Source organism: Peribacillus loiseleuriae, from assembly GCF_001183985.1.
GTDB lineage: Bacteria > Bacillota > Bacilli > Bacillales > DSM-1321 > Peribacillus > Peribacillus loiseleuriae.
Window position 1 is genome coordinate 1837570 of record NZ_LFZW01000001.1, and the last position, 14534, is coordinate 1852103.

23 protein-coding genes and 1 pseudogene are annotated in these 14534 nt (G+C 34.3%); 20 read left to right on the top strand and 4 right to left on the bottom strand.

Features of this window, described 5'->3' with window-relative positions; all coding sequences use genetic code 11:
- Together AC625_RS08570 and AC625_RS08575 are read left to right on the top strand one after the other, a co-directional pair.
- Positions 1-246: a phage holin gene (locus AC625_RS08570; RefSeq protein ID WP_245644955.1), complete on the top strand. Its 246-nt coding sequence runs from the start codon at positions 1-3 to the stop codon at positions 244-246.
- 47 nt (positions 247-293) lie between these two features.
- Positions 294-1001, top strand: coding sequence for a M15 family metallopeptidase (locus AC625_RS08575; protein WP_049680924.1), 708 nt, complete (start codon positions 294-296; stop codon positions 999-1001).
- Positions 1002-1106: 105 nt separating this feature from the next.
- Here AC625_RS08575 and AC625_RS08580 read toward each other — a convergent pair whose 3' ends face one another.
- Positions 1107-1469 carry a YhjD family protein gene (locus tag AC625_RS08580; RefSeq protein WP_049680925.1) on the bottom strand — a complete coding sequence of 121 codons (363 nt, stop codon included), beginning with the start codon at positions 1467-1469 and terminating at the stop codon, positions 1107-1109.
- Complete coding sequence (locus AC625_RS08585) at positions 1462-1722, bottom strand: YolD-like family protein (protein WP_049680926.1); 261 nt, start codon at positions 1720-1722, stop codon at positions 1462-1464. The genes AC625_RS08580 and AC625_RS08585 overlap by 8 nt, the downstream gene beginning before the upstream one ends.
- Before the next feature lie 104 nt (positions 1723-1826).
- Here AC625_RS08585 and AC625_RS08590 point away from each other — a divergent pair, with 104 nt between their 5' ends.
- The 16 genes and pseudogenes from AC625_RS08590 (at position 1827) to AC625_RS26545 (ending at position 13085) form a co-directional block, all read left to right on the top strand.
- Positions 1827-2051, top strand: coding sequence for a hypothetical protein (locus tag AC625_RS08590; RefSeq protein WP_049680927.1), 225 nt, complete (start codon positions 1827-1829; stop codon positions 2049-2051).
- Positions 2052-2270: 219 nt separating this feature from the next.
- Positions 2271-2633, top strand: coding sequence for a helix-turn-helix domain-containing protein (locus AC625_RS08595; RefSeq protein ID WP_218971216.1), 363 nt, complete (start codon positions 2271-2273; stop codon positions 2631-2633).
- Positions 2634-2854: 221 nt separating this feature from the next.
- Positions 2855-3322: pseudogene (locus AC625_RS08600) on the top strand (IS630 family transposase); the annotation flags it as partial.
- A 389-nt stretch (positions 3323-3711) separates the two neighbouring features.
- A complete protein-coding gene (locus tag AC625_RS08610; protein ID WP_053178036.1) occupies positions 3712-5448 on the top strand; it encodes a methyl-accepting chemotaxis protein in 1737 nt (578 codons plus the stop codon).
- A gap of 1193 nt (positions 5449-6641) precedes the next feature.
- On the top strand, positions 6642-6896 hold the full coding sequence (locus AC625_RS08615; RefSeq protein ID WP_049680930.1) for a hypothetical protein: 255 nt from the start codon (positions 6642-6644) through the stop codon (positions 6894-6896).
- A gap of 446 nt (positions 6897-7342) precedes the next feature.
- Complete coding sequence (locus AC625_RS08620) at positions 7343-9457, top strand: methyl-accepting chemotaxis protein (protein ID WP_049680931.1); 2115 nt, start codon at positions 7343-7345, stop codon at positions 9455-9457.
- A 213-nt stretch (positions 9458-9670) separates the two neighbouring features.
- On the top strand, positions 9671-9946 hold the full coding sequence (locus AC625_RS08625; RefSeq protein ID WP_049680932.1) for a hypothetical protein: 276 nt from the start codon (positions 9671-9673) through the stop codon (positions 9944-9946).
- A 24-nt stretch (positions 9947-9970) separates the two neighbouring features.
- Positions 9971-10141: a hypothetical protein gene (locus AC625_RS26525; protein ID WP_156187454.1), complete on the top strand. Its 171-nt coding sequence runs from the start codon at positions 9971-9973 to the stop codon at positions 10139-10141.
- Between the two features lie 80 nt (positions 10142-10221).
- Positions 10222-10464: a hypothetical protein gene (locus tag AC625_RS08630; RefSeq protein ID WP_049680933.1), complete on the top strand. Its 243-nt coding sequence runs from the start codon at positions 10222-10224 to the stop codon at positions 10462-10464.
- A 140-nt stretch (positions 10465-10604) separates the two neighbouring features.
- Positions 10605-10946, top strand: a complete 342-nt coding sequence (locus AC625_RS28480; protein WP_049680934.1) for a DUF4181 domain-containing protein — start codon at positions 10605-10607, stop codon at positions 10944-10946.
- A 135-nt stretch (positions 10947-11081) separates the two neighbouring features.
- Positions 11082-11564 carry a YflT domain-containing protein gene (locus tag AC625_RS08640; RefSeq protein WP_049680935.1) on the top strand — a complete coding sequence of 161 codons (483 nt, stop codon included), beginning with the start codon at positions 11082-11084 and terminating at the stop codon, positions 11562-11564.
- A gap of 164 nt (positions 11565-11728) precedes the next feature.
- Positions 11729-11884, top strand: a complete 156-nt coding sequence (locus tag AC625_RS26530) for a hypothetical protein (protein ID WP_156187456.1) — start codon at positions 11729-11731, stop codon at positions 11882-11884.
- A 146-nt stretch (positions 11885-12030) separates the two neighbouring features.
- Positions 12031-12183 carry a hypothetical protein gene (locus tag AC625_RS26535; RefSeq protein ID WP_156187458.1) on the top strand — a complete coding sequence of 51 codons (153 nt, stop codon included), beginning with the start codon at positions 12031-12033 and terminating at the stop codon, positions 12181-12183.
- Between the two features lie 137 nt (positions 12184-12320).
- Positions 12321-12551 carry a hypothetical protein gene (locus tag AC625_RS08645; protein ID WP_049680936.1) on the top strand — a complete coding sequence of 77 codons (231 nt, stop codon included), beginning with the start codon at positions 12321-12323 and terminating at the stop codon, positions 12549-12551.
- A gap of 177 nt (positions 12552-12728) precedes the next feature.
- The gene (locus AC625_RS26540) at positions 12729-12893 is read left to right on the top strand and encodes a hypothetical protein (RefSeq protein WP_156187460.1); all 165 of its coding nucleotides are present in this window, start codon (positions 12729-12731) and stop codon (positions 12891-12893) included.
- Between the two features lie 54 nt (positions 12894-12947).
- Positions 12948-13085 carry a hypothetical protein gene (locus AC625_RS26545; protein ID WP_156187462.1) on the top strand — a complete coding sequence of 46 codons (138 nt, stop codon included), beginning with the start codon at positions 12948-12950 and terminating at the stop codon, positions 13083-13085.
- 285 nt (positions 13086-13370) lie between these two features.
- Here AC625_RS26545 and AC625_RS25560 read toward each other — a convergent pair whose 3' ends face one another.
- A complete protein-coding gene (locus tag AC625_RS25560; RefSeq protein ID WP_082190989.1) occupies positions 13371-13544 on the bottom strand; it encodes an aspartyl-phosphate phosphatase Spo0E family protein in 174 nt (57 codons plus the stop codon).
- Positions 13545-13723: 179 nt separating this feature from the next.
- Here AC625_RS25560 and AC625_RS27240 point away from each other — a divergent pair, with 179 nt between their 5' ends.
- Entirely contained in the window at positions 13724-13900 is a 177-nt protein-coding gene (locus AC625_RS27240) for a DUF6877 family protein (protein WP_180320078.1), read from the top strand.
- A gap of 34 nt (positions 13901-13934) precedes the next feature.
- Positions 13935-14288: a hypothetical protein gene (locus AC625_RS08650; protein WP_049680937.1), complete on the top strand. Its 354-nt coding sequence runs from the start codon at positions 13935-13937 to the stop codon at positions 14286-14288.
- A 39-nt stretch (positions 14289-14327) separates the two neighbouring features.
- Here AC625_RS08650 and AC625_RS08655 read toward each other — a convergent pair whose 3' ends face one another.
- Positions 14328-14510, bottom strand: a complete 183-nt coding sequence (locus AC625_RS08655) for a hypothetical protein (RefSeq protein WP_049680938.1) — start codon at positions 14508-14510, stop codon at positions 14328-14330.
- Positions 14511-14534: the final 24 nt, after the last annotated feature.

A 14534-nucleotide genomic window follows, 5' to 3' on the forward strand; every position in this document is an offset into this window, starting at 1 on the left:
TTGGATAAAGCAAAACAATATGTAGCAATGATTGGCGGTGTCCTGGGGGCACTGCTTTTGTTTTTTCAAGCACTAGGTCTTGAAATTACTTGGTTTAATGAAACCACGATTGACGTATTTACGAATTTCTTGATTGCTGCTGTTCCATTAGTTTTAGCTCTGTATGGTGTTTATAAAAACCAGTATGTACTAACGAACAAAGCTAAAAAGCAAGAGGAAGCATTGAAAAAACAAGGGTTGAAGTAAGCTGTCCACACGGATGGCTTTTTTTATTATATAAAGGAGATGATTATATGGATGTTACAACTACATGCAGGAGCATATCAGAACTTTTGCCAGCAGCACAGCTAGCTTGTAGGTTATTATTCCAGGAATGCTATAAAGCTGGTCTAACAAATATTTTTATCACGGAGACATACCGATCACAAGCACGCCAAGATTATCTTTATGAGCAGGGCAGATCAAGGGCTGGAGAGATTGTAACTTGGGCTCGCAGTAGCAACAACCATAGCGGTCGACTTGCTTGGGACATTGCTGTTGCTCCACCAGCATCATTGTATGATACCAACACATTAAACAAGGTCGGAGCTATCGCGCGCAAATTGGGTATTACATGGGGCGGTGATTGGGAAAAAAACATAGACCGTCCACACTTCGAAGTCAAGAAAACGTGGGTAATGCCAACTGGTTATAGCATCGAAGGCGAGATTACGATACCTATTGACTCCAAAACAAAAGTTAATTTAATCAAAAAGGAGGAACCAAAAGTGGCGGAACGTGATATTAATAAGGTCAGCGATTGGGCAAAAATAGATTGGGAAGTAGCACAAGAAAATGGTTACTTTGACGGTGCAAGACCAGGAGCATCAATCACGAGGGAAGAGGCTGCTGTTGTGATTAATAGACTACGAAGCAATTTCCTAAAGTTAATTGGTGAAAGTAAAGCTGATATAAAGGCTCTTGAAGCAAGGCTGCAGAAATTTGAAAAAGAAGAAAAGTAAGGACAAAAAACACTCAATTTATGTTTATTCTTCTAGTTGAAAGGGAAAAATAATACTACTCCTGCATGTATAGTTGAAAAAGCCCTTCTCTTAATTGAGAGGGGCTTATCCTGTTGAATCAATCTGCAAATAAATCCTCAACAATTCCTCGGTTCTATTCCTTAATCGTGGATTGAAGTAGGTGTGATGTTCTTCAACACCTTTGTATATAAATGAGTACATTGTGAAATCGGCATCTCTTTTAATTTCTTCTAGTTCCATTTTTTCCTTACGCAAATAGTTCCCGGCAATTTTTAAATCCTTCCGTACAGCCTTAATTGCATTCTCAACTATATCCACATAGGGTGATTTTATTTTAAAAGATCCTTGTTCAATCAAAACTTTATCTCGTTCCAGTATTTTAAGCAGCATTGGTAAATACAAAGCTGTTTCTATAATCTCTCTGTCATTATCAGGAATCCTAGTCATGGTTATACCTTTCTACAGCTATTATACAATCGAGTTCAATCCTAATTTCCCCACTTAATAAATCTAATATTAAATACTTCATTTGCCTATCTACTTTGCTAACAATGCCTATATTATTGACTAGATTATCTGCCTTCCAGAAGGTAATACGAACTGGAAGTATGTAATTAAGGGAATCCATTACGACAATACCGATTTGCTTGAATACTTGCTCATCTAACACCGCATTCATTAAGAGTTCACTTCTTATCAAATAATCATCTCCTTTATTATTATTATATACAAACGAATGTTCGAAAACAACTCGAAATCAAACAAACGTTCGTATAAAGTGATGATAATAAAGGAACTGGTAAAATGTTGGGATTATTCATGTCGTCACTTGAGAAGCAAATACCTGTTGAAATTATGTATATGAATAACAAGGGAGCCATTACAGATCGTCTAATTATCGTGAAGGGAATAGAGTATAATTTCATTCGTGCTTATTGTCTTAAGAAAAGGCAACCAAGAATATTTATAAAAGCCAACATTTTATCAACTGCTAAACCAAGGATAAGAAAAGGGGTAAACCATGCTTAGTGATCTATTTTTGTTTCAATATTACGCTCATATAGAATGTAAGTGTTTTTCCTCACATTATCTTTTTTATACTCCAATAACCATTCTCGGAGATATAGCTTTAACATTATTTTACTATCATCCAGTTCTATATAAATTCATTTAGATTTTCCGACATGTATAACTCCTATTCAATCTTGTCATAATGTCCTTAAAAAGAGCAGTTAAGGAGTAGAAAAGATGGGAAAAGGACTTCAAATTAAGAACACACATGGCTGGACGGTGGAATGCCTCCAAGCTCACGAAAAAACGATTCAGAAAGCATCCATGGCGAGACGAGTAGCGACCATTCGACTTCTCATGCAAGGGGATTATGCCATTCAAGTAGCTGAACTTCTTCATCTGCATCGTGAAACCATTTCTGAATACGTGAAAAAATTTAACACAGGTGGAATGGAAGGTTTACTTCACCGTGAATATGCACCAGGCAGACGTACCTATTTGTCACCAGAAGAAGAACAGGAAGTCCGCCAAACCTGGAATTCAGTACACTTTCTGAAGAAGGATACGGCTGTGAATCATGCTGGGATACTCGCATTTTAAAAGAAGTCCTTGAAGACCGTTTTTCCGTCACCATGACCAGAGGTGGAATTGGCCTACGCATACATTGAAACGTGCAGATCAGAACAAGCAAGAAACCTTTAAACGGCAACTAGACCTGATAAAAAAAACGCTATAGACGAGTTCGTCTTTTTATACGAAGATGAAAGTCATATTCGTGATTACCAAGCACTTCGGGCGACACGGAGTATAAAAGGAAGACAAAACAAATCCTTACCTATGGCCATCGTGCCACCGTGAGTTTATTTGGCTGTGTTCATATCCAAAACGGAGAATTTTTGTGTATGGAAACGGACCGTTGTGATGCCCAAGCATTTCTTGAATTTCTTCGCTATGTTCTTTCCCGATATGGACATCAACATATTGGGATGATTTTCGATAATGCCCGTATTCATCATGCCAAACTGCTTCAGCCATTTTTGAAAGAAAACGAAGATCGTCTGACCTTGTTGTTCTTGCCCCCCGATTCTCCGAATTTACATGCAGTGGAACGAGTTTGGGGCTGGCTGAAAAAAAGTGTGATCGCTAATCGATTTCATGTGACTCGCGAAGATATACGAAAATCAATTCTCTCATTTTTGGGGTATCTCCATGAATGCCTGGAAAAAGTACTCCGTCTGATTGGATCGATGGCCATGTCGGAAGTTCAAAATGGACTTATATATATATGAGAATGGGAATAGGAATAGCGAATACTGCTATTTAATTGATAAAAATATGAAGTTGGGAGTTTATGAGTATGTTGGATTAGAGAAAGAGGAGGTATTAGATGATGGTAAATTAACAAGGAGAATGTATAAGTTGTTTTACAGGAGGAGAAAGAGTCGATGGGCTGTATCTATATAATATTGAGGGGGAAGTGTACATAATATACCTTATCATGATAAGTGGCGGGCTGCGGCTGCCTTTTTCTGCTTGAGCTAGTCCTATATAAAGCCTATTAGCGATAATTTACAATCTTTATTTAAAGCTGCAAAGAAAATGCTTCTTTTTGAAAATTTAATGTTAATATAATTATTAGTAAATCAGCATGAGAATAACAAAATAGGGGATGGCATTAATGAAACAGGGGAAATTTACAGTAGCAAAGAAATTATACATCGGTTTTATATCGGTGTTACTCATTATGGGTATTTTAGGATGGGTTTCGATTTCTAATATGCTCAGCATGAATGATAAAACAAAAGAAATTGCAAATAATTGGTTGCCGGGAACAGCAACAATCAATAACATCAACTATCTTACTGAACATATAACGGCTTTGGAGTATGAATATTTATTAAAACCAAATTCACTTGAGCTTAAAAAATTAGAAGAAGAGATGAATAATACTTTTTCAGAGATTGATACTTCATTTGATTATTATGAAAAAACTATCACCTTAGAAGAGGACAGAAAGAATTTCGATGCTTTAAAAGAAAAATGGAGAAATTATCAAGTTATACATAGTGAATTTATGGAATTAGGTACTAGTGTTAATATCATAAATGGAGCAGATAATAATAATGTGACAAAATTAAATTCCATACTGAATGAAGGTAGCATCCTATTTTCTGATATGCAAATTTACTTAGAAAATCTATTGGAGTTGAACAAAAATCAAGCTTTACAAAGTAGAGATGATAGTAGTGAACTTTTTACTACTTCCTTTAAACTGACCTTAATTTATTTGGCAGTAGGAGTAATCTTAGGTTTAACGATAGCCTTCGTTGTATCACGTATGATATCAAGACCACTTGAAATGATAACTAAAAATGCAAAAGAAATCGCAAATGGTAATCTAGCAATTGAAGAGATTAAGATAAAAAATAGAGATGAAATTGGTCAAGTGGCCTCATCATTTAACCAAATGGCTGAAAATTTAAGAGCTATTATCCACGAGATTAATCTCACATCCGAGCAAGTTGCTTCTTCTTCAGAAGAATTAATGGCTAGTACGGAAGAAACCACTTCTGCCACAAAACAAGTGGTCACATCAATTCAAGAAGTAGCCAGTAGTGTTGAGGTTCAAGGGGAAAATACAGAAGAAAGTGCTCGATCAATTGGTGAAATATCAATAGGCGTACAAAGTATTGCGGAATCTACATCTGTGATAGCAGAATCTACAATGGAAACAACAACACAAGCCAATACAGGAAATGTTAATATTCAAAAAGTAGTTGGACAAATGAAGTTAATTTATGGGGCAAGTAGGGATACTATTACGGTTATGGAAGCACTAGAAAGTAGATCAAAAGGAATCGGACAAATTATCGAAGTCATTACAGGTATTGCGGAACAAACTAACCTTTTAGCTCTCAATGCAGCAATTGAGTCCGCTAGAGCAGGTGAACATGGGAAAGGATTTGCTGTTGTAGCTGAAGAGGTTAGAAAATTAGCAGAATCCTCTAAAGTATCGGCAAATCAGATAGCAGAAATCATCAAACTAATTCAAATGGACACTATGAAAGCTGTTGAAATGACAAACACCGGAAATAAGGAAGTACAAAATGGTTTAAATTTGGCAGAAGAAACAGGGAAAACATTTAATCAAATATTAAAATCAATAGAAGGTGTCAGTGCTCAAGCACAGGAGCTGTCTGCAATATCTGAAGAAATGTCCGCAAGTGTAGAACAAGTAAATGCATCTATAGAAGAAGTTGCTCAATTAGCCAAAGTGTCTTCAGGTAATGCGACAGAAATTGCTGCAGCATCTGAGGAACAATTAGCTACTCTTGAGGAGGTAACTTCTTCTGCTTCATCATTAGCTGATTTGGCAGAGAAATTAAGGGAATTGGTTAGGAAATTTAAATTATAAAAGAATAACCCTGTAATAACGAAAACAGAGTTATGAAAGTTGTATCGAAGGGACGAAAAAGTCGTATCGTAAATAGGTGGAATTAGAAAGAAAATCCTTATAATATAGGGGTTTTCTTTTATTTTAGTCAACTTCAATCGACGGAGCCTTGGGAGAGTATGGCTAGAGGTTGTTTTTAATGGAATATGGTCAAATTTGGACGATGTGAGGGTAAGATATTGATTGATTATCAAAACTTTTACGATACGATTTCGATAGGATTTGAGGTGAAAATCATAATAAATGGAAAACATTAGGGTGGAAATACATATCGAGTCAATTCTTGGTGATGCGGTGTGAATAGAAGTGTTGCACTACGTATACAAACAAACATTCTTGTTTTGGGTGTAAAATAGCCCCCCAGTTCCATAAGTAATATCCATTACATACGGTATTCGTTTACTCACCTTAAATCCCCGCCTACAAAACGCAGCATAAACTGGTGCCAGTACAATTTTGAAATTTTTACCATATTTCAGATCATAAAATGTACTGACTATTTCTTAATTTTGGTCAAAAGTGGGGTAACAAGTAGTTCGAATATGAAGTGTACTATTCAACTAATGCACTGCTATATCTACCGTACTTACCACTATACCTATCACACTAAACGTTCTGTACTAATCTGTAACATACTCAAATTACCCATCCTGTATCATCAATAGTGATACACTTATGCACATCTTATCCACCGACTGTGCGTAAATAAATATAATAACAAATATTACTATCTATGACAATATATATTTTTAACTTTTTCTTAACAAATAAACTAATATAAAACAAAGATAAATTTATATTAGTTTATTTGTTTGATGTGAACAAGACTAACTAGTGTATAACTTGTAATGGCACTGGTGAAGTAGATACAGATAATTAATAGGAAAGGAGAATATAACTTTATGACTAAATCAAACTTCTTTTTCTGTTACAACAAACGGGTATCTGACTTTATGACTCTAAAGGAATAACATATGTCACTGTAGCTATGGACGTAAAGTCACAAAAGATATTCAGCTTATTCCAGGTCACTCCAGAATTCAAACAGGCTATGAACGAATATAAACAACTTAATCAATCTAACTAATTATCCTTTACATAAATCCAATATATAAATCAGGAGGAATAAACATATTGAAACGAGTATCACAAAAATGGAACTAATAGAGTATTTAGAAAGTATAGTTGGAGAAGTAATACTTACAGCAGTGGACAGAAAAGAATTGATTGCTAAAATTAACGTTAAACAGAATGGCAAAATGTTAAAAAATTTAGACATACTGAATTCTGCATTAAGAGAACAAGGTTTAGATTATTACATAAAGCAATTTGAAACGAGTAGAATCGAAAGTGGTAAAAAGAAGAAGTACAAATCAATATGGAAGGTTATGGAAATTATAGACTTGTAATTCGTTACCCCCCTATTTAGGTGTAAGCTATATATAGAGCATCACATCCAATTAAGGGGGTAAAATTACAGACTAACCAAACATTAACCTTTCAACCTAACACGTTGAGAGGTTTTTTACCATAATATTCACTTATCACCACAATAGAGATAAGGCCATACACAACGAAAATTAGAAAGGCACTAATTGTTCTTATATGTTGAGAACGCAAAGTTCTTTGCTTATCTCGAATATTAATATTTAATTATTCAGAATTATTATTATATCATCGTTAACTACTATTGAAATTTGGGGAAATTTAACGATATATGTTAAGAGGGAGGATTATTCTATTACATATTTACAACTTGCAAAAAAGGAGGAATGGAAATTAAAACTAAAATGAGTGTTTTTTCCATTGGTTAACATCTTAAGTTTTTCCATACGAATAATAGGGGGATAATACGTTGAATTTATTTACGCGGATAATAATAACAGTACTTAGCACAAGTATACTTATCTTTGTTTCAATTATAGGGGTTACTCTTTATAAAACAAATAATTTAGCAGTTAAGAATGCCAATCAAATTACTATTGCAGAAAGTGAAAAGGATGCAAAATATATCGAATCGGAACTTAATTATTATATGGACACTGTCAGAGTATTGGCAACAACATTAGGTTCGATGGTGGAAGGAAATAGGGCGGAAAGAGATCTTGCGAATGCCATTTTGAATAAGACTCTTAAGGAGAACGAACGATTTTTAGCTATTTGGACAGGTTGGGAACCGAATGCCTTTGATGGGAATGACGCAGAATTCGTTAACTCGATAGGCCATGATGGAACGGGAAGGTTTGTTCCATATTGGAGTCGGAAAGATGGGGAAATTAGTGTAAAGGCCTTAGAAGGTTATGACAAACCAGAAGTAGGAGGCTTCTATTTGCGCGCTAAAGACAGTGGGAAGGAAGTGATTTTAGATCCTTATTCATATGAAGTAAATGGCGAGAAAGTGTTGATGACATCTATTACTGCTCCTATTAAAATTGGTGATGATATAGTGGGAGTAGTTGGAATTGATATTAGTCTAGATTCTATGCGGAAAATGAATGATACCTTAATTCTTTACGATAGTGGCTTCGGTGCAATTCTATCCAATAACGGAACTTTGGTGGCTCATAAATCAAACAAATTAGTTGGGAAAAGCTATTATGAGCTTGAAGGTATAAAGTCAGTGAATGAGATTAAATCTACAGTTGAATCAGGAAAATCGTTATCAATTAGTGACTTTGACCCTGTAGATAACGGAGATGTTTATAAGACGTTTTCACCCATTAAAATAGGCTCAACAAATACACCATGGTCACTAATGATAGCGATTCCAATAAATGAAGTAAAGAAGGAATCCAGAGATTTACTAAATTTGTCCATCATTATTGGTGTAATTGGAATCATAATACTTGCCTTAGTTATATTTGAGATTGTAAGAAGACTTATCAAACCGATCTTAAAAGTAGTCGAACAAATGAAAGAAATTGCAAGCGGTAATTTAACAGTTGAAGCATTAGAGATTAAATCAAAAGATGAATTAGGGCAATTAGCACACGCGATGAATGAGATGACTTCAAATACCAGAGTCTTGATTCAAGATGCAGCGGGTATTTCAGATCAAGTGGCTGCTTACAGTGAAGAATTAATGACATCCACAAATGAAATAAAAGTTGGAATTGAACAGGTATCTTCAACGATGGAGGAAATGGCGGCAGGATCTTCTGATCAAGCACATCATGCCGGTGAAACTATGGAGGAGATTCAACAAGTGGATTATGAAGTTAAACAAATTATTCAATACACGAATGAAATGACGGATCGTTCGCTAGTAACGAAGGAATCTTCTCAAAAAGGGATACAAAGTGCAGAACAATCGATGCAGGAAATGGAGATTATTGAAGACAAGGTTTCCTCAGCAGCAAACATTGTTAAAGAATTAGGAGTTAAGTCTGTAGCAATTAATGAAATTCTTAATGTTATCCATGACATTGCTTCCCAAACGAATTTATTAGCACTAAATGCAGCCATTGAAGCTGCGAGAGCTGGTGAAAATGGCAAGGGGTTTGCGGTAGTAGCTGATGAAGTTAGAAAACTGGCTGAACAGTCTGCCGAATCGACAAGCCAAATTTCAAGCATCATCGAAAGTATACAAAAGGAAACCCAAAAAGCTGAACAAGCTATGGTCGAAGTAGTACAGGAAGTGAAGTCTGGTTCCGAAGTGATTGATAATAGTCGTAAGGCGTTTGATGAAATCGCTAATAATATTACGAAAATGGTCGATCAAATCAACAGCGTGACTGGTGCATCAAGACTCATTGAAGAAGAAACAAAAAAAGCGGTAAAAGCTGTGGAGAATATAGTATCAATTACCCAAGAGACCTCTGCTGGTACAGAAGAATTATCTGCTACCATGGAACAACAAAATGCATCTATGCAAGAAGTGGATGGTATGGCAAACAGTCTTGCTATAATGGCAGAAGCCTTAGGGAAATCGTTATCAAAGTTCACCTATGATAATAAAGGAACATCTTAATTAAATGATCAAATAGAGAGGAAGGTCAGGAGTTTGCGTCTTTTCTCTCTTTATTGTGCAATAAAACTATGATTTCAAATGAATATTATAGATAAATTTATAAGTTTTATTTGTGTTATTGGTTTAATTGGCATATAATGGTTTTAAGAAATAAGGAAGCGGAAAATGTGTTATTAAAGATTAAATTACATAAAATGAACGGATGTTTTAAAAATGACAAATCAAACAGCAACTATCTACTGTCCGGAAATGGGAGACACTAAACCACAAGCACAAATTGAAGCTAAGTTTTCAGCAATTATGGGGAAGTTCAGAATATCTACGCCATTGGAACTTAAGGGAAGAGGAATCAAGTATCACGACACTTACACGGAACACAATTGCAATTCACCTAAATTGTATGGACATAACATCTATTATGTAACAATGGCAGCTTATAAGAAATTAGAGCAAGAATATACAAGCGCACAAGAAGTATTGTTAGATTAATGGCACAAAGAGAGGAGAATTACTATGGATAAAGAATCAGTTGGATCAGCATTTTTCGGTGCGTGTTATCAATTAGGTACTGAACTGCTCTACAAAGAAGATAAAACACCTGCTGAGAGTCAATTTTTAAAACGTCTCGATATGATAATGAACTATAAAGATAGTGTCAGAGATGAAGCAGAGTGCGCTCAATAAATTCGCTCTTTTAAATTAATTTGAATATCTCCTTTTCTCCCGACATATCAATAAAAAGTACGAAAAAAGGAGGGGGCTAATTGAAAAAAATTGTGATTGAAGAACATACAGAATACGCTAAAGTTTACCTAATCGATTTTAATGAAGAGGAACCTATTCGACCTACACAAAAATTAATGTATCAGGAATTAATAACTAAAATTAATGAACTCATTCAAAAATATAACTTGGAGCCTAATCATAAAATTATCAATGAGCACTATGATGAAAAACGATACCTAGTTGAACGAATAGAACAAACGGTGGAAGAATATTACTCATAGTGTAGCTCACTGTTCAGTGGGCTTTTCTTATAACTGGCTTCCAATTAATCCTACAATCTAGTAAAATATATCCAACACAGTAAACTCACATAGAAAAGGATTGGTACATTCTGACACCGTTACAAGGTTACATAATTCTCTTGGCAGTATTCATTTTAGGTATCGTATTTGATAAAGTAATTAGAAAAATTTTCAATATCAAAAAAGAAAAGGGAAGATCCTACACACATGCGAATAAAATTCACAAAAGGGGAGAGTGGATAATTGTAATATTATTTATAATCGTTTTGTTCTATCGATTATCAGTAGCTTCTATTGAACTAGTTCCTGCTCTATTTACTTATTTCTTTATTCTGTTTGCCTTCAGAGCATTCATGGAGTGGAAGTACCAACGTGAAACTAGAAAACACATATTGTCTGTTTCAAGTTTAATACTCCTTGTGATAAGTGGTTTTTGTTTATATGCGTTCAATATAATTTAATTTAAAACAAGCCCATCGTTTAATGGGCTATTTTTGATTATATAAATAAAATGCCTCTTCAAAATAAGTTTTCTGGTTTGGTTAAGCGTATAAAGGGTATTTGCATACAAACAGCTCAACAGAGGAGGAATAGAAATGAATAAAAGAGTATATGGGATTTTTGATTCGAGTGTAGAAGTGATATCAGCGATCAATGAATTGAAGACAATTGGGTATGATGGAAACGAAATTCTACTTGTAACAGACAAAAAAGATAAATGGAAATTTTCCTCAGATGTAAATGTCGTGATGGATGAGCCACATGATGAATCATTCATGGAGAAAGTAAAGAATTTCTTTACAGGTGAAAGTGATTCACTGACAGAGGGACTTATCGGTATGGGGCTAACTCGGCATAATGCTGCAGCATATTCAGATGATGTAAAAGACGGGAAAACACTAGTGCTTATTGATGAAAACAGTAACATTAGTAGTGGGATAAATCATCCAATTTCAACCGAACGTAAAAATGGCCCATCAGGTGAAATTATAACAGAGCCCAGTAAGTTGAAAGACCCAGAATTTCATGGAACGGTGCGTCTTGGTGACATCAGGGGTGATGAGTATAATCGGAGATAAACGAAAAGAGGATTAAAATGAGAGGGAGGAAAGAGGTTAGCGTCTCTTCCTTTCTTTTTTTGCTCACATTAAAATGACCTTTTAAAAGTAAATTTACACGAATTAGACATATGAATAATCATCGCAGCATATAATTAACTATAACCACTTAGGAGGTATGGCATATGCAAAAACTTATACGAATATTAAAACTTCACGAAGTGGAACCGCACGAATTAGCTGAAATGGTTTACTTTTACTTGTATCACCATGGAGAAGATACAGACAAAGAATTAATGGATGAGTTATTTGCAGCGTATTTGACAAAAGAGGAAGCCTAGAAATTAGGTTTTCTCTTAAATTAAAAACTTAGATAATTTGGAAACTATTACTTTATAAAGATGAATTTACACGATATTATATATTTGATAGTTAGGAGGCAGAAATAAATAAACAGTCCAATGAGGATGCAAAGGGGATATGGGAAATGAAACTTAAAAATAAGCAAACTGGGAAGTATCTAACAGTATTATCTAATGGGATCATTACTTGGACTTCAGCAGGATCAGTCTTTACCACAGAGGAATTAAATGAATATAGAAATTACTTTTCCAAATCTAATTTATTGGTAGCTGAATAACTGAAGAGTTTAAAATAAGTATTTCATTCGAAGGAGGTTGGATTCTATGAAAATAAAATACATTTGGAAATGAAGCACTAGAAACCTTTTAAGAAGAAGCTAAAATTCTAATTTTATATAGAAAGGGGAAATGAGATATGGTTGAAAAATGGATTGGTGAAGAAGATAATACAAGTGGAACTTATGTGCCAACATCTTGTGAAGAGTTTTCAGAAAGACGAGGAGGATGTTTGAACGCAAAGAAACTCTATAGATTTAATAGTCGATTTGGGAAAGAATACAATATTACTGACGATGAAGTTGTTGCACGTATCAAAAAATTAATAACTGAAGAAAAAAACAGCAGAACTGTACGAATACTTATATGAATTAGTTATTAAGACATTTGGAATTATGGAATTTATGCATGGAGCTGAATTGAAAATCGCAGAAGATCGTAGTAAAGGGTTCAAAAGTGGTAAAGAACATATGCAAGAAGAATTTAGAAAGTTACTAGGTCTTCATTCTATAAGATAAAATGTTAAATTGAATGGAGGCAAACAATCATGGCCTATCAAGAATACGTATACGAAGTGTTTAGAGATCATCACGATTGCATGGGAATGGATGAAGAAGAAATCAGTGAACTTATTGAAGAAACCTCATTCGCACAAATTGAAAAATGGCTAACGAAAAGCGGATATGATTTAAATGAGTATTACTCAGATTAAAGATTAATTTATAAGAAAATCAGAATAACTAAAAATCGCAAAGGAGGAATACACGTGTATCTATTCAAATTTGAAGTAGTGACAAACGAGGCCAAGTTTCATGAGTACATTCAGCATGATAATGTTATGGCAGCATGGGAAGTAATTGGCGAGAAATATCCGGTATCTGAAATTACATTGAAACTATTTTGAGGAGGTAGGAGAGTATGATCAATCTAAATAAACGTAACATCATCAACTTAAAGAAGGCACCCTTTGCAAATTTAATCAAAAAGCCAATCCAATAATAGGAGGTTTTATTATGTATCAAATGACACCAGAGCAAAATAAAGTGTTGGATGAGTTTTCAAAGCTGCCATACGAAGAGCTATTGGAAAAGTATGATGAGCTGCAGGAAAGGTTGCCTTAGGAACTGCCCTTTTGAAAAATTTCACCTGTTTTTAGGTTCGTTTCGTGAAATCGATTTGAAAAGAAATCCTAATAAGTGGTTTTAACCAAGCGTTGATACTTATAAATCAATTTGTCTAGTTCTTGACTATATTTAATAGTTTCAGGACTTGAGATACCATTGTCCATTCCCGATTTAATCATTTGATTTTTTAACATATTAATTTTTTTGCACAATACTGTGCGTTTTAATTGTTTTAACATAATCGTTTTACTCCTAAAATTTAAGTGTATTAGTAAATTATGCAATAAATTGAATAAAAATGGAACAGTTTATTTTTCCGATTTACGAAGAAATGATAATATGTTTAAAATTGCAACAGTCAACATCTAACACAAACTAAACTAGTCTAATTTTTTCCAACTTGGGAAGGAGGAAGTTTATGGCCGAGGCAAACGCAATTCAAGAAATCTCTTCAATAGCTCGTCATTTGCCACTAGAAGTTTTACAAGATATAAACCAACGTATTGGGGATTGGTTGACATCAGGTGGAAATAAAAATGATCCATATATTAGACAGCAATTAAGATTTGCCCAACGTTTTGTGAAGGAAAGTTGACATAAAGAATGCGGTAGAAAGGACGTGTAAAAGGATGGAAGAAAACCGATTACAGATGGTCAAAAGTACGTGGGAAAAACGGGATTGGGATACTTTTCTTAATAGAAAAGATATCGATTGGCTTATTTCACAAGCTGAAAAGGCTGAACGACTGGAAGAAGCGATTAGAATTTACAAACTATCTGATGAATTTGTGAAGGAGCAATCTAAGAAGGTTAAATACTTATTCCCGTTAGAAAATACTGTTGGATACGGTCAATTATGCGATAAGGTTTTAGAATTAACTGAGGATAAATCGTTCTTTCTAAAGGCATATACCGAAAAAATATGGAAGAAAGTTGACAAAACCTGTGACATAAGAAAAACCACTAATGATTTAATGGTTTAACTAAAAGTTTTATATTTTAAGTCAGAGAATTAAAGAATATTAAGAACCTGTAGCCTTAAGTATTCCAAACACAATTAAGAGAAACCCTAATAAAATTGCTCCACCTTCAAGTGGAAAAGTACTTGCTGTTTTATTATTAAATGCTTTTGCTTCATTAAAAAAATAAATAATAGCAAAAACAACAATCACTATGCCTAATAAGGATACTAATAGCCAAATCATAAGAGTATTCTCCATGAATTTTAT

What these genes read in the sequence shown, in the direction of transcription:
- AC625_RS08590 (WP_049680927.1), top strand. Translation starts at nt 1,827, where the DNA reads ATGTTGGGATTATTCATGTCGTCACTTGAGAAGCAAATACCTGTTGAA.
- AC625_RS08615 (WP_049680930.1), top strand. Translation starts at nt 6,642, where the DNA reads ATGGAACTAATAGAGTATTTAGAAAGTATAGTTGGAGAAGTAATACTT.
- AC625_RS08650 (WP_049680937.1), top strand. Translation starts at nt 13,935, where the DNA reads ATGGAAGAAAACCGATTACAGATGGTCAAAAGTACGTGGGAAAAACGG.
- AC625_RS25560 (WP_082190989.1), bottom strand. Translation starts at nt 13,544, where the DNA reads ATGTTAAAACAATTAAAACGCACAGTATTGTGCAAAAAAATTAATATG.
- AC625_RS08610 (WP_053178036.1), top strand. Translation starts at nt 3,712, where the DNA reads ATGAAACAGGGGAAATTTACAGTAGCAAAGAAATTATACATCGGTTTT.
- AC625_RS27240 (WP_180320078.1), top strand. Translation starts at nt 13,724, where the DNA reads ATGGCCGAGGCAAACGCAATTCAAGAAATCTCTTCAATAGCTCGTCAT.
- AC625_RS26525 (WP_156187454.1), top strand. Translation starts at nt 9,971, where the DNA reads ATGGATAAAGAATCAGTTGGATCAGCATTTTTCGGTGCGTGTTATCAA.
- AC625_RS08595 (WP_218971216.1), top strand. Translation starts at nt 2,271, where the DNA reads ATGGGAAAAGGACTTCAAATTAAGAACACACATGGCTGGACGGTGGAA.
- AC625_RS26535 (WP_156187458.1), top strand. Translation starts at nt 12,031, where the DNA reads ATGAAACTTAAAAATAAGCAAACTGGGAAGTATCTAACAGTATTATCT.
- AC625_RS08625 (WP_049680932.1), top strand. Translation starts at nt 9,671, where the DNA reads ATGACAAATCAAACAGCAACTATCTACTGTCCGGAAATGGGAGACACT.
- AC625_RS26530 (WP_156187456.1), top strand. Translation starts at nt 11,729, where the DNA reads ATGCAAAAACTTATACGAATATTAAAACTTCACGAAGTGGAACCGCAC.
- AC625_RS08580 (WP_049680925.1), bottom strand. Translation starts at nt 1,469, where the DNA reads ATGACTAGGATTCCTGATAATGACAGAGAGATTATAGAAACAGCTTTG.
- AC625_RS08645 (WP_049680936.1), top strand. Translation starts at nt 12,321, where the DNA reads ATGGTTGAAAAATGGATTGGTGAAGAAGATAATACAAGTGGAACTTAT.
- AC625_RS08640 (WP_049680935.1), top strand. Translation starts at nt 11,082, where the DNA reads ATGAATAAAAGAGTATATGGGATTTTTGATTCGAGTGTAGAAGTGATA.
- AC625_RS26540 (WP_156187460.1), top strand. Translation starts at nt 12,729, where the DNA reads ATGGCCTATCAAGAATACGTATACGAAGTGTTTAGAGATCATCACGAT.
- AC625_RS08575 (WP_049680924.1), top strand. Translation starts at nt 294, where the DNA reads ATGGATGTTACAACTACATGCAGGAGCATATCAGAACTTTTGCCAGCA.
- AC625_RS08655 (WP_049680938.1), bottom strand. Translation starts at nt 14,510, where the DNA reads ATGATTTGGCTATTAGTATCCTTATTAGGCATAGTGATTGTTGTTTTT.